The organism is Pseudomonas botevensis, assembly GCF_019145475.1.
GTDB classification, from domain to species: Bacteria; Pseudomonadota; Gammaproteobacteria; order Pseudomonadales; family Pseudomonadaceae; genus Aquipseudomonas; species Aquipseudomonas botevensis.
This window is the reverse complement of record NZ_JAHTKI010000028.1, coordinates 46,165-59,127: the sequence shown is the minus strand read 5'-3', so window position 1 is coordinate 59,127 and position 12,963 is coordinate 46,165. Positions and strand designations below refer to the sequence as shown.

At 59.5% G+C, this 12,963-nt stretch carries 13 protein-coding genes; 2 read left to right on the top strand and 11 right to left on the bottom strand.

The features are described 5' to 3' along the window. Positions 1-487 precede the first annotated feature (487 nt). The 8 genes from KVQ74_RS26130 to KVQ74_RS26095 form a co-directional block, all read right to left on the bottom strand. A complete protein-coding gene (locus tag KVQ74_RS26130) occupies positions 488-955 on the bottom strand; it encodes a metallophosphoesterase family protein (RefSeq protein ID WP_217834257.1) in 468 nt (155 codons plus the stop codon). Positions 956-1,124: 169 nt separating this feature from the next. Continuing rightward, positions 1,125-2,963, bottom strand: a complete 1,839-nt coding sequence (locus tag KVQ74_RS26125; protein WP_217834256.1) for a UvrD-helicase domain-containing protein — start codon at positions 2,961-2,963, stop codon at positions 1,125-1,127. Between the two features lies 1 nt (position 2,964). Then, a complete protein-coding gene (locus KVQ74_RS26120) occupies positions 2,965-5,070 on the bottom strand; it encodes an ATP-dependent nuclease (RefSeq protein WP_217834255.1) in 2,106 nt (701 codons plus the stop codon). Between the two features lie 298 nt (positions 5,071-5,368). Next, positions 5,369-6,136, bottom strand: a complete 768-nt coding sequence (phnE, locus tag KVQ74_RS26115; RefSeq protein ID WP_217834254.1) for a phosphonate ABC transporter, permease protein PhnE — start codon at positions 6,134-6,136, stop codon at positions 5,369-5,371. Next, the gene (locus KVQ74_RS26110; protein WP_217834253.1) at positions 6,133-6,960 is read right to left on the bottom strand and encodes a PhnE/PtxC family ABC transporter permease; all 828 of its coding nucleotides are present in this window, start codon (positions 6,958-6,960) and stop codon (positions 6,133-6,135) included. The genes phnE and KVQ74_RS26110 overlap by 4 nt, the downstream gene beginning before the upstream one ends. Further along, positions 6,954-7,751, bottom strand: coding sequence for a phosphonate ABC transporter ATP-binding protein (locus KVQ74_RS26105; protein ID WP_217834252.1), 798 nt, complete (start codon positions 7,749-7,751; stop codon positions 6,954-6,956). Before KVQ74_RS26105 ends, KVQ74_RS26110 begins: the two co-directional genes overlap by 7 nt. Next, positions 7,748-8,611, bottom strand: a complete 864-nt coding sequence (locus tag KVQ74_RS26100) for a putative selenate ABC transporter substrate-binding protein (protein WP_217834251.1) — start codon at positions 8,609-8,611, stop codon at positions 7,748-7,750. Before KVQ74_RS26100 ends, KVQ74_RS26105 begins: the two co-directional genes overlap by 4 nt. A 132-nt stretch (positions 8,612-8,743) precedes the next feature. Beyond that, a complete protein-coding gene (locus tag KVQ74_RS26095; RefSeq protein ID WP_217834250.1) occupies positions 8,744-9,640 on the bottom strand; it encodes a LysR family transcriptional regulator in 897 nt (298 codons plus the stop codon). Positions 9,641-9,801: 161 nt separating this feature from the next. On the opposite strand from KVQ74_RS26095, the gene KVQ74_RS26090 reads away from it, so the two are divergent. After that, positions 9,802-10,551: an SDR family NAD(P)-dependent oxidoreductase gene (locus KVQ74_RS26090; RefSeq protein ID WP_217834248.1), complete on the top strand. Its 750-nt coding sequence runs from the start codon at positions 9,802-9,804 to the stop codon at positions 10,549-10,551. Between the two features lie 145 nt (positions 10,552-10,696). Continuing rightward, positions 10,697-11,395, top strand: a complete 699-nt coding sequence (locus KVQ74_RS26085) for an alpha/beta hydrolase (RefSeq protein ID WP_217834245.1) — start codon at positions 10,697-10,699, stop codon at positions 11,393-11,395. Between the two features lie 87 nt (positions 11,396-11,482). On the opposite strand, the gene KVQ74_RS26080 is transcribed toward KVQ74_RS26085, so the two are convergent. The 3 genes from KVQ74_RS26080 to gstA form a co-directional block, all read right to left on the bottom strand. Further along, entirely contained in the window at positions 11,483-11,887 is a 405-nt protein-coding gene (locus KVQ74_RS26080) for a nuclear transport factor 2 family protein (protein WP_217834243.1), read from the bottom strand. Further along, a complete protein-coding gene (locus tag KVQ74_RS26075) occupies positions 11,877-12,248 on the bottom strand; it encodes a Rid family hydrolase (RefSeq protein ID WP_217834241.1) in 372 nt (123 codons plus the stop codon). Before KVQ74_RS26075 ends, KVQ74_RS26080 begins: the two co-directional genes overlap by 11 nt. Positions 12,249-12,312: 64 nt before the next feature. Then, positions 12,313-12,924, bottom strand: a complete 612-nt coding sequence (gstA, locus tag KVQ74_RS26070; protein ID WP_217834240.1) for a glutathione transferase GstA — start codon at positions 12,922-12,924, stop codon at positions 12,313-12,315. Positions 12,925-12,963: the final 39 nt, after the last annotated feature.

Sequence of the window (12,963 nt, the reverse complement as noted above, 5' to 3'; positions counted from 1 at the left end):
GATTCGTAGGGGGAGGTGGGGTCGGTTTCGAGATTGGGTTCGGGTGGGTTGGGTGTTGGTTTTATCATCGTGAAACTCCTATGTCGCCAAATGGGAGCCGTCACTTTTCGCTACCAAACGAATGGGTGGCGGCCATGCTCAGGTTGGTAGACCGGGACATAGGAAACCGGCGCGCCCGAAGACGCCCTGTGCATGACCACCATAATGCGGAGCCTGTCAGGCATCGCAAAACATGATGCTTATGCAACCTACGATCATCCGGGGCTACCAAACCCCATCACTGTTTTTCAGTGACCAGGAAACGATAAAACCCCCGCCGTAGAGGCACAAGCCGGCGGATTCTGGCGCAGTCGTAGGCAATGACGCAAGGCGTTGTAGCCGCGATGAAGTTACGGCGAGTGACTTTAAACAGGCCCGTTTAAATCAAGAAATTCCACCGAGAAAACCCCGATCCCCAACGACTCACCGCACCCGCCAAAGCACACCCTCAGCCCGGCAAATCCACCAGCGACACCAATCGCGGCTCAAGCGAATCCCCCGACACCTCCATCAACACCAACGTCACCGGCAACCTGAACCGCCGCCGCCCGGCACTGCCCGGATTCACATAAAGCCGCTCCCCACGCCACTCGATGCAGGGTTTATGGGAATGGCCGGTGATGATGAGTTTGATACTGGCATCAAGGTCGGCAGGGACGTCGGCGATGTCATGCACCAACAGCGTTTGCCAGCCGTTGAGATCGAAGGTCAGGAGGTCGGGGAGATCGCTGGCCCACGGAAGATCCAGGTCGTTGTTGCCCCGTACTGCGTGGACGGGAGCGATGGCGGAGAGTTGATCCAGAATCTCCGCGCTGCCGATGTCACCGGCGTGGATGATCCGCTCGCAGCCTTGCAATGCAGCGAGGGCTTCGGGGCGGAGGAGGCCGTGGGTGTCGGAGAGGATGGCGGTTTTCATATCGCGTCAGAATAAATATATTGGGAGAGTAACGGCCTTGCTAACGGGCCAGGGTTACTAACTACGACTGTCTTTTTTATGCCGTCGGGCTAGATAAAGCCCCGTGAAAACTCGCTATGTCGTGACAAAAGGCGGCAATAAACCCATGGGCGCCGATCGACGAGCCAGTTCAGTTCACGATACGAATCTGATCAGGCTTTAACAGCTTGCTTTCAATAAGCTCGGCTCGCGACCCTTCCGGGTTGGCGGTGAACAGCAGTACACGCAGATCCTCCTCAGCACGGGAGAACGAGACATACGCGAGCTTCTGAGTCAGGGAGCGTTGCCTGTCAGAAGGCTCGCCGGCAGTAAGCGGCGTTAGTGTCTTACTAAAACTGTACTGGTTCCATGCGGCTTCGACATCGTCATAAACGACCAAGACTTTCGCATACTCTTCGCCCTTGACCCCGTGCTGGGTACTATAGGCAGTATTGTTATCAAGGTAGTCGGCATAGCAGGAGACTGTCTTAGGCGTCATTTTGAAGAATGAGTCTGCCAGCCAATCTCCTTTATCGAGGCTGTGACGATCCTCTTCGAACAGTTCATCCCGAGGGGGGCGATCAAGATGCTCGCGCAGCCTTTCGGAAGGCTGAATGATCTGCTTGTCGATACAAAAACGAAGGATCGCGCCAGTCTTCTCGGTATTCCACAAAGTCTGCAATTGGCCAATCAAAGCCTTCGAAGTCTCAACCATCGACTTCAGTGACTTTTCCGCGTTTAACCCATCGATCGCGAAAGCCGGACTATCGCGGCGAAGCAAATTGATAATCTTTCGATCGTCACCTTGGCTTTGAGCAACGATAAGAGGGTAAATCGTCGAAAGAAATGGTTTGAGAAGGAAATGCACACCTTCCTCAAAGGCATCTTGCGCGCGAGACGACGCGTAGTCGCCTGTGAAAAGACGGTTGAGATCAGCGAAGCCAAGTCGCCGCGCAATCATTTGACGTGCGAGGAAGAGCCTCATGACATCATTGCGCCCAGTCCAGCCCCAGTTCTCAACTGCAGTATCCATATGTGCCAGCGCGCGCTCAATCTGCTCTTCTGAATAGCGGTTGCGTGGCTCCGTGGGATCTTCTGCTTTGATGAGCAGAAATTCGACACTACCTTCACATTTTGCATTTTCGCCAGCGGTATATTGCTCAACATCCCCACGATAGGCATTGAGAAGCCGGACAACACTTTTTGAACAGCGGAAGTTCTCAGTTTTTTTGATGACCTCACCTCCGTCAGGTGGCGCAAAGTTCCCGGCACTCCGATCATAAATTTGCTGCCAGGGGTCACCGAAATAGCCAATCACTGGAAGTCCTATTCCAGCGCAGACGAGATTGAGTCCGGCGACGATTCCCTCAAATGTGTCCTGTGCTTCGTCGACGAAAATATAAGGGAACCGTAGGCCGATGATCCGTCTGAAAGTGTCATTTTTTGCCAGCAGGTAGGTTGCAATCTCTATGACGTCATCGTGGCCGATTTGTCCGTTGCCATAATCACTGAAGCTTGTGTCTGCATAATCAAAATGCTCGACTGATTCAAGCAGGGTTAGCTGTTCTGTGAGTCGTTCGATTTTTGCACGGGCATTCTGTGCCTTTTTACTCTTGCCCCCGTTATCGTCTCGCTTGGCCTTTTCTATAAGAGTGGGGATACGACTTTCGCGCAGCGCTTGACGGATGTTTTCGTGGAAGTGGCTGATCTGTCCCCACAGAAATCCGTGAAGAGTTGAAACTAGGTATAGCTCGTCGAACCCTAGTCGTGCCTTGATGACCTCAACAGCGCGTTTGGTGAAGGTAATACAAGCTACGCGCTGACCATGTTTTCTAAGGGCGCTTCCCTCAAGGTCGCGAACCCGACTAAGAGCGTCGACCAGCGAACTCGTTTTACCCGCCCCCGCGCCAGCGATCATCGCGAAGCTGCGACGGTCATCTAGGCATTTGCGGACTATGGCATCCGCTTCACTTTCCACCCATGTATCCATACTAGGCCTCCTTCAGTGCAGAGACTTCTGTCTCCGTTACGGCGGCGAGTGGTGGCGACAGGCGCGACTCAAGCCAGCTCAATCCCTCGGCGATGTAGCCAGGGACGATCCATGCCTCGGTGCAAGCCAAAATGTCCATTGCAAAGTCAGTCTTCTTGAAACTGTCCGACCGAATTTGGTCGTAGACGACCTGATAAACCTCATTGAGATGTGCTGGGAGGGTGGCACCGATGGATAACGCGCCGGACCGGAGCAGTCCGAAATTCTCGTAGACTATTGCCTCCTCTAAAGTTCGCGGGCGTAGTGTTTCATTGACTCCCCCATCCGACACCAAAATATCTGTCTGGAAAGCTATGCAACGATCCTTTGCGACGTGTTGTTTTTCCGCAGAGGTCAACGCGATCAGATCTGCGACGGTGGTCTGTCCGCACAGTTTCTTGAGGGATGCATTGGAGGTTCTTGCTCCGGCGACATCCGCCCGACAGGCACTGGGATAGCCGGTGGGGGCCACAGAGTCGAGATCAGTGATGACAAGATAGGGGATGTGGAGGAAGCTGAGCAGACCCTCAAAACGATGGGCATAGGCGCCCCCCACCTCTAGGATTGTAAGGTACACGGTCCGCAACCGTTCAGCGGCACGCTCGATCATAGATGGCATAAGAAGCTTCTCAACGGCTCCTTCGACGAGGATTGCAGCATCAGCGAAGAACAGGTCGCAGTGTGTCAGGCGTAAGTAGCGTTTGAGGAAGGCCAGTGATTCTGACGGCGGGACGATTCTGCCATTAATCGTTTCCGCTTCCGGCTGAAATGCCCGAAGGCTGCGGACTGCTGATGCATTGCGAATCCCGGTCGCTACCGTTTCGCCTTCGATATGGCAGCGTTGGAAATAGCGGACTTTCTCGAAATCCACGGCTTCCATAATATGGGAGGAGTGGGTAGTGACAACAAGTTGCGGCACGAGACTAGGCTCACCAGCAGCCTCGGCAGATTGGTTGATTACTTGCCAGATGTTGGAGATGAAGGTCTGTTGTACTTGTGCGTGAAGGTGAACCTCGGGCTCCTCTATAAAGATCATCAGGCACAGGGGCCTGTTCTCGGCGGTCATCAACCATTGAGAATGGAAGTGTCGCGCTTGAATAGCCATGTAGATGAGGTTTTTGAAGCCAAGGCCGTTATAAAGCTCAGGCAGTTCGTGCTGCCGGTTGGGGTCAATGTAGAGCAACTCGGTGTTGCCGCGCAGCGCAGTTTCAGGACTAAGTGAGGAAATGATCTGTAATTCTCGATCATTAATTGATGGCACTCCAAGATGCTTGATGAGTTTGAACAGCGGGTCAAACTGCTTGGCGTAGTGCTCGGTCAGCTGTTTATTGTTCGCATCGATCACTCTGTGGGCATCGGCGGCATGGCCAGCCTGCTCAAGATTCTTTTGGTAGAAGGTGGCGAAGGCTGCCGAAAGCCGATTACTCCGGCTGCTGTCGTCGTCGTTAATGTTTCGCTGTGCGTCGACGAACTCTACCCGTATAAGATGTTTCAGAAGACGTTTACCTTCGTGAGGATCGAGTTGGCTCGTCAGGATTTCAGGAGGTATTCCATCCTGAGGTTTTTCGTCGAGTGAGGAGTAGCAAACCGTAAAGTATCGACCAATATTTCCGTCGAGCGCGAGGTATTGCGGCAGAGTCTTGGCGCGCGTTCCATCCTCCATAATCGGATACGCGGCGTCGTAATGCTCGCGTAGTTTCTTTGCTTCTGCGACCTCATACGACAGCCGTATTCCTACACGCGTGAAATCCGAGAGTTTTGGCAACAGTGTGAACACCCTGCCGAATGCGATGCTTTTAGGGTCGATGGTGAACCAGAGGTCAAGGCTAATTTTGGGGAGCAGCCCGGCATCTCCGGTTGTAGCAAAGGTATCGAAATCTGCCATTCGCGCGACTGAGAAGTCGTGAATCTTGAAGTCGCGACCGCCAAGAAAACAACGAAAGACTGCGGTAGCTGATGTTTTGCCACTGTTGTTGGGACCAACAAAAATGGACTCCCGCTCCTCAATGTCAATCTGCACATTCTCAAGTCGCCGGAAATTCCGGATTGCAACACCGCTGACCCTCATAAGATCCTCCTCCCTGACGCATTGAGAGAGCAATCAGAAACTGATGCTGCTCGGCCCGTTTGAAATCCTAGCGCATCTGCTGACGCCTTGGATCCTTTTTAGCCTTTCATATTGATCAAAGTTTCGGGGAGGGCTCTCCGTCTTTTTCTACATGTCTCAGACCTGTCGTTCGATGGCCATTCTTTTCGCATAGCGAAGGGTAGCTACCACTACTGCCTTGGTTGAACTTGGGAAATGAGAACAACCTCAGCAACTACTACGTCGGCCCAATCGGAGAAGGAAACGACTGCCTCACACCTCAAGCCTTAACCCACCTCTGCCGCCCCCACCCACTCAACCAATCCACCCCAAACACCAACACCAACATCGCCAATATCACCGTCCCCGCCTGAGCCTCCTGAAACAGACTCAGACTCACATACAACATCTGTCCCAACCCCCCAGCCCCGACAAACCCGAGCACGCTGGCCATCCGAATATTGTTTTCCCACCGGTACAGGCAGTAGGCGAGCAACTGCGGTGCCAGGTTCGGCAGGGTGCCGTAGCAGAACGCAGCAACTGGATTCCCCCCTTGCAACCGGATCGCCTCGGCCGGTTCCGGTGGTGTGTTTTCCAGGGCTTCGGCGAAGAGGCGGCCGAGTACGCCGGTGGTGTGCAGGGCGAGGGCGAGGGTGCCGGCGTTGGGGCCGAGGCCGGCGGCGAGGACCATGAGGGCGGCCCAGACCAGTTCCGGGATGGCGCGCAGGGCATTCAGCAGCAGGCGGGCGGCGCTTTGCATTGGCCAGCCGAAGCGTCCGGCGGCGGGCAGGGCCAAGGCGATGCCGAGGATCGCGGCGAGCAGGGTGCCGAGGGCAGACATGGCGAGGGTTTCGAGGGCGCCGTGGAACACCGCGCGCAGGTAGCCGGCGCTCAGGTCCGGGCTGAGGAAACGCTGCACGTAGGCGCCCATTTGTTTCAGACTGTTGGCGCTGGCGAGTTCTTCGAGGTTGAGGCTCAGGTAGCCGAATGACGCGATGACGGCCAGGGCGATGCCGATGATCAGCAGCAGGTTGATCAGGCGGTTCATGTCAGCCTCCAGCGCAGCAGGCGGCTGAGTTGGTCGGCGGCGAGGACCAGCAGCAGGAAGGTCAGGAGCATGCTGGCGACTTCGCCGCCGGCGAACATGCGGATCGACAGGTCGATCTGTTGGCCGAGGCCGCCGGCGCCGACGAAGCCCATGACCACCGAGGCGCGGATCGCGCATTCCCAGCGGTAGACGGTGTAGGAGAGCAGTTCCGCCGAGACGTTGGGCAGGATGCCGTAGGCGAAGCTCGCCAGGCGTCCGCCGCCGGCCTGCATCAGGGCGTGGGCCGGGCGTTGGTCGGTGGACTCGAAGATTTCCGCATAGACCTTGCCGAGCATGCCGCTGTAGGTGATGGCGATGGCCAGCACGCCCGCCGCCGGGCCGAGGCCGACGGCTCGGACGAACAGCAGCGCCCAGACGATTTCCGGGACGCTGCGCAAAAAGATCAGCAAGCCGCGCACCGGCCAGCGCAGCAGGCTGCCGAGGCGACTGGGTCGGCCGCTGCGGGCGGCGGCGGATAACGACAGGGCGCGGCTGGCGAGCAGGCCGGCGGGGATGGCGAGGAGCAGCGCCAAAGCCATGCCAGCGGTAGCGATGGCCAGGGTTTGCAGGGTGGCTTTGACCAGCAACTCAATAAAGGCTTCATCGTGGGCTGGCGGCCAGAACTGTGCGACGAAGCGGCCCATTTCGCTCTGGCTGTCGGCGCGCAGCAGCACGCCGAGGTCGAGTTCGCTGAGCTGGATGCCCGGCCACAGCAGGGCAATCGCCAACAGGGTCAGCAGCAGGCGCGGCAGGGCGGCGGGGTCGCGTGAAGCGGCGTTCAGCATCGAGGAATCTGCACGGTCAGAGGCGCAACCACCGGCACCGGGGATTGCAGTTGTTCGTTGGCGTAGAGCGCGTCGAGCATGTCATGGCTGACTTCGGCGGACGGGCAGTCGAAGAGGATCTGGCCGTCGCGCAGGCCGATGATGCGCGGGAAGTGCGACAGCGCCAGGTCCACCGCATGCAGGCTGGCGACCAGGGTGACGTTATGTTCGCGGGCATGCCGAGAGAGGATCGACAGGGTGTGCCCGGCCAGCACCGGGTCCATCGCCGACACCGGTTCGTCCGCCAGCAGCACCTCGGGCGCCTGATACAGCACGCGGGCGATGCCGACGCGCTGCAATTGGCCGCCGGACAGTTGCTGGCACTGGCTGAACAGTTTGTCGCCCAGATCCAGCCGCGCCAGTGCCGCGCGGGCACCGGGCACGTCCAGCGGATGCAACAGATTGAGCAGGCTTTTGCCGAGGTTCCATTGGCCAAGTTTGCCGGCCAGCACCGCCGTCACCACCCGTTGCCGGGGCGGCAGCGGCGGCGCCTGATGCACCAGGCCGATGCGCGCGCGCAGGCGCTGCCGTTGGCGGGCGGACAGGTGCCAGGCGCGTTCGCCCAGCACTTCGATGTCACCGTTGCTCGGGCGCACGGCGGTGGCGAGTAGGTTGAGCAGGCTCGACTTGCCGGCGCCCGACGGGCCGATGATCGCTACCTGTTCGCCGCCGCCAATCTGCAAGTCCACCCCGCGCAAGGCGTGAACGCCGTTGGCGTGGTGCAGGCTGGCGTGGTTCAGGCGCAGGGTCATTTCAGCAGGTCGGCGGCACGGGCGGCTTCCTCGATGCCCTTGTAGTTTTCAGGTTTGGTGTCGATGAAGCGGCTGGCGGCCTGCAGGTCGAGGATCTTCTTCTGCTCAGGGTTGGCCGGGTCGAGGTCGAGGAAGGCTTTTTTGATCTTCGCCGCCAGCGCCGGGTCGAGGGTGCCGCGCACGGTCCAGTTGTAATCGAAGTAGGCCGGGGTGGTGGCGAAGACCTTGACCTTGTTGGTGTCGACCTTGCCGGCATCCACCAGTTTCTGCCAGACGCTGGCGTTGAGCACACCGGCATCGACCTTGCCGGCCTGCACCCAGGCGACGGTGGCGTCGTGGGCGCCGGAGTAGCCGACGCGGCTGAAATAGTCTTCCGGTTTGATGTTGTCGTTCTTCAGCATGAAGTAACGCGGCATCAGGCTGCCGGAAGTGGACGACACCGAGCCGAAGGCGAAGGTCTTGCCCTTGAGGTCGGCGAGGCTTTTGACGTTCGGGTCGGCGGTGATGAATTTGCTGGTGAACTGCGCATCCTGCTCACGCTGCACCAAAGGAATCACCGGGGTGGTGCTGTCGGTTTTCAAGCGTGCCTGAACGAAGGTGAAACCGCCGAGCCAGGCCATGTCGAGGCGATCGGTCGCCAGGGCTTCAACCACCGCCGGGTAGTCGGCCACCGGCACGAATTGCACCTTCATGCCCAACTGCTTCTCAAGGTAGGCACCCAGTGGTTCGAACTTGCGCAGCAGCTCGGTCGGGGCTTCGTCGGGAATCGCGCTGACCTTCAGCACGTCCTGGGCGTGCGCCAGCAGGGCGGAAAAGGACAGGGCCAGGCCAGCGGTGAGTGCCAGGGTACGCTTGAGCATAGAATTCTCCGTTTCATGAGCGTCAGGATCGATGCGCCAGCTTCTTAATGAAGTGGGGCGCAGAGTCAGGTTAGACGAAACGCTGGGGTTATACGTACTCGCGGCGGGAAAGGCCAGCGCGCGGATGTAACCTCAGTCGACCTGCGCAAAGCGCTCCACCAGCCAGTCAATGAACACCCGCACCCGGTTGCTCAAATGGCGGTTGGGCGGGTAGAGCACATGGAACGGGTACGCGGCCGGGCGCCAGTCGGTGAGGATCGGCACCAGTTCGCCGCGTTCGACGTAAGGCCTGACCGTGTAGCTGAAGGTGTGGATGATCCCCAACCCCGCGAGGCCGGCAGCGAGATGGGCGTTGCTTTCGTTGACGCTGACCGGGCCTTTGCCTTCGATCTGATGGCGTTCGCTGCCGCGCTGGAAATGCGCCGGCAGGATGCGCCCGGTGGAGGCCGAGTGATAGGTGATGACTTGATGATCGGCCAATTCGTCCGGATGCGTCGGCGTACCGTGCCGCGCCAGGTATTGCGGGGTGGCGCAGGTTGTCCATGACACTTCGCCGAGGCGGCGCACGGCCAGGGTCTGCTCGGTCAACGGACCACCGCGAATCACGCAATCGACTCGCTCACTGATCAAGTCCACCGGGCGGTCGCTGACGCCCAGGTCGAGTTTGATGTCCGGGTAACGGGCGAAGAACTTCGGCAGTTGCGGAATCACCAGCATCGTCGCGGTGGAGCCGCCGATATCCACGCGAATCTTGCCCCGTGGCAAGCCCTGCGCCTGACTGAACCCCTGATCGATGTCCTCCAGTTGGTTCATCAACGGATGGGTCAATTGATAGTAGGAGGTGCCATCGGCGGTCACCGTCAGGCGGCGAGTGGTGCGTTGCAACAGGCGCACGCCGAGGTGGCTTTCCAGTTGCCCGATCAGTTTGCTGACCGTGGTTTTCGGCATGTTCAGCGAGTCGGCGGCTTTGGTGAACGAGCCGCTTTCAACGACGCGGGCGAAGACGCGGATTGCCAGTAACTGATCCATCAGGTGTTTCTCGGCAAGAGTTCGGAGGTGAGTATTGTGCATATCTGTGTACAAACAAAACCGATTTGATGGATTTTTCCAATCAATCTTCAGCCCTAAAGTGGCATCCAACGGCACACAACCCAGCCGTCACCTCACTCAACGGCAACTGGAGATTCATCATGAGCAACCGACTCGAAGGCAAAATCGCACTGATCACTGGCGGCACCACCGGGATTGGCCTGGCCTCGGCCCAGGAATTCGTGGCCCAGGGCGCCACGGTGTTCATCACCGGCCGGCGCCAGGCGGAACTGGACAAAGCAGTGGCCGCCATCGGCCCACGAGCCATCGGCATTCGCGGTGATGTCGCCAGCCTTGAAGATCTGGATCGCATCTACGCCGAGATCGCCGCCAAGGCCGGGCATCTGGACATCCTGTTCGCCAACGCGGGGGGCGGTGACATGCTGCCGCTGGGGGCGATCACCGAAGAGCATTTCGACCGCATCTTCGGCGTCAACGTGAAGGGCATGCTGTTCACCGTGCAGAAGGCGTTGCCGCTGCTGCGTGACGGCAGCTCGATTCTGCTGACGTCCTCGACCACCTCCGTGCAGGGCACCGAGAGCTTCAGCGTCTACAGCGCCAGCAAAGCGGCGGTGCGCAACTTCGCTCGCTCGTGGTTGCTCGATCTCAAGCCACGTCGTATCCGCGTCAACGCCATCAGCCCTGGCCCGGTGCGCACGCCGGGTCTGGCGGATCTGGTGCCGGCCGAACACACCCAGGGCTTGTTCGATCATCTGGCGTCGGTGGTGCCGATGGGTCGCCTGGGCGAGCCGAGCGAAATCGCCAAGGCTGCGTTGTTCCTGGCCTCGGATGACAGCAGTTTTGTGAACGGGATCGAGCTGTTCGTTGACGGCGGGGCGGCGCAGATCTGAAGCTGATGAATTAACCAAAGCGCCCGCACCGTCGGGCGCTTTGGCGTTGATGGCGGTGCAGGATTGCCTTTTGTCTGGCCGAAGCGCGTTTCGCCCCGGCCGATCCATACTCCCTGCGCCACTTTCTCAAGATCAGGAGCAGGCCATGAGCAACAAGCCGTCGATCGTTTTGGTGCATGGGTTCTGGGGCGGCGCCGCGCACTGGGGCAAGGTCATTGTCGAGTTGTCACGCAAGGGTTACACCGATGTGCATGCGGTTGAGATGCCGTTGACCTCCCTGGCCGACGACGCTGAGCGCACGCGCAAGATGATTGCCCAGCAGAGTGGGCCGGTATTGTTGGTCGGCCACTCTTATGGCGGGGCGGTCATCACCGAGGCCGGCAACCAGCCGAACGTTGTGGGGCTGGTGTACATCGCCGCGTTTGCCCCGGACAAGGGCGAAAGCCCTGGCGGTCTGACCCAGCAACATCTGCCCGCCGCCGCACCGAATCTGGCGCCGGACAGCGACGGATTCCTCTGGCTCAAGGCCGACAAGTTCCACGAAAGTTTCTGCCAGGATCTGAGCGCGGATGACGCGCTGGTGATGGCCGTCACGCAGAAGGCGCCGCTGGCGAGCACCTTTGGCGATGAAATCACCGCGCCGGCCTGGCGCAGCAAGCCGAGCTGGTATCAGATTTCCAGCGAGGACCGGATGATCCATCCGGATAACCAGCAGCATATGTCGTCGCGGCTGGGGGCGAAGAAGGTCATTACCCTGAAGGCCAGTCATGCGTCGCTGGCGTCCCACGCGGCGGAGGTGGCGGCGTTGATCGACGAGGCGGCCGGCAGCGCCGCGAAAGGCTGAACCCTGCCCAAACCAAAAAGCCCTGCGCGTGACAAGCGTGCAGGGCTTTTTGTTTGCGCGATTGAGCGTTGACCCACGCCGCAGCGTTCAGGCCGGCTCAAGGATCACGGCCGGTTTGAGCGGCGTGGCCTGATAGACCAGCAGTTGCCATTGCTCATCGGTTTTCTGCCACGCGGTGAGCGTGCGGTTGTGCAGGTGTTTGCGCACGCCGCCGGAGGTGACCGTGGTGATGAGTTCGCCAAACGCCAGCGCCAGTTCGCCAACCCGGGTCACTTTGTCGATCTGATGATTCAGGGTGTGGTAGATGAACTCCCGGGAGCGGCATTTTTCCAGGTAGCTCTTGAGGTCATCGACCACACCGCTGGCGTGGATATAGATGAGGTCCGGGTGGAACAGGTAGCTGAAAATGTCCAGGTGACCGCCGAGCATGGCGGCACTGCGTTGGGCTTCGCAAGTGCGGATCACCAGGTCGATCTGGTCGTTATGCGTCATCAGCCGTTCCTCGCGCCGCCGTGACGATGATTTCGATCAGCAGTTTGCCGCCCAGATCGACGCCGTAACAGGCGCGTTGCGGCCAGTGCTGCGGGTTGTCGCCGATCCATGTGGCCCAGATCTCATCGACCACGGCTTTGCTGCCCATGTCCGCCAGCAGCACCTGGGCCGAGAGCATGCGCGACGGGTGGGAGCCGAGGCCTTCGAGGCTGGCGCTCAGGGCGGCGAGGGCCTGGTGGGTCTGGCCGACGATGTCCAGCGAGGTGTCCGGGGAGGTTGCGACGGTGTAAACGATGTTGGCGTAGGCGCAGGAACGGCTACGTCCTGCGTGGCCGCTTGGGACGCGTTCAATGGTCTGCATAGGGGTCTTCATCCAGGTTGAAGTGAGGCAGAGACCAGCATCGACTGGCCTCTGTCATCCGTGATTAAACCGGTTGCGTGGCTTCTTCGGCGGCAATCGCGGCCTGTACGCTTGGGCGTGCTTCGATGCGCTCCATGAACGAAGCCAGTTCCGGCCAGTCCTTCACATCGATGTTGAAGAACGGCAGCCACTTGAGCACGGTGAACAGGTAGGCGTCGGCCAGACCGAAGGCGCCCAGCAGGAAGTCTTTGTTGACCAGGCCCTTGTTCAGGTAGTCCAGGCGCTTGAACAGCTTCTGGCGGAAGATTTCCTTGGTCGGCTCGGGAATGTCGGCGTTGAACAGCGGCGCGCTGCCGCCGTGGATTTCCGAGGTGATGAAGTTCAGCAGTTCCTGCAGGCGGGTGCGCTCCCAGGTGCCGTTGGCGGGGGCCAGGGAATTGCCCGGCACCAGGTCGGCCAGGTATTGCACGATGGCCGGGCCTTCGGTCAGCACCTGGCCGTTGTCCAGCACCAGGGCGGCGACGTAACCCTTGGGGTTGAGGTCGCGGAAGTCGCGGCCATCGGCGGTGGCTTTGGTCTTGTTGTTGACCCGGATCAGCTCGAAGGGCAGGCCCAGTTCACGCAGCACGATATGCGGCGAGAGGGAGCAGGTCATGGGGGCAAAGTACAGTTTCATGGGTATCTCCTTATAAGCGGGCAACGCGTACCCGAACGT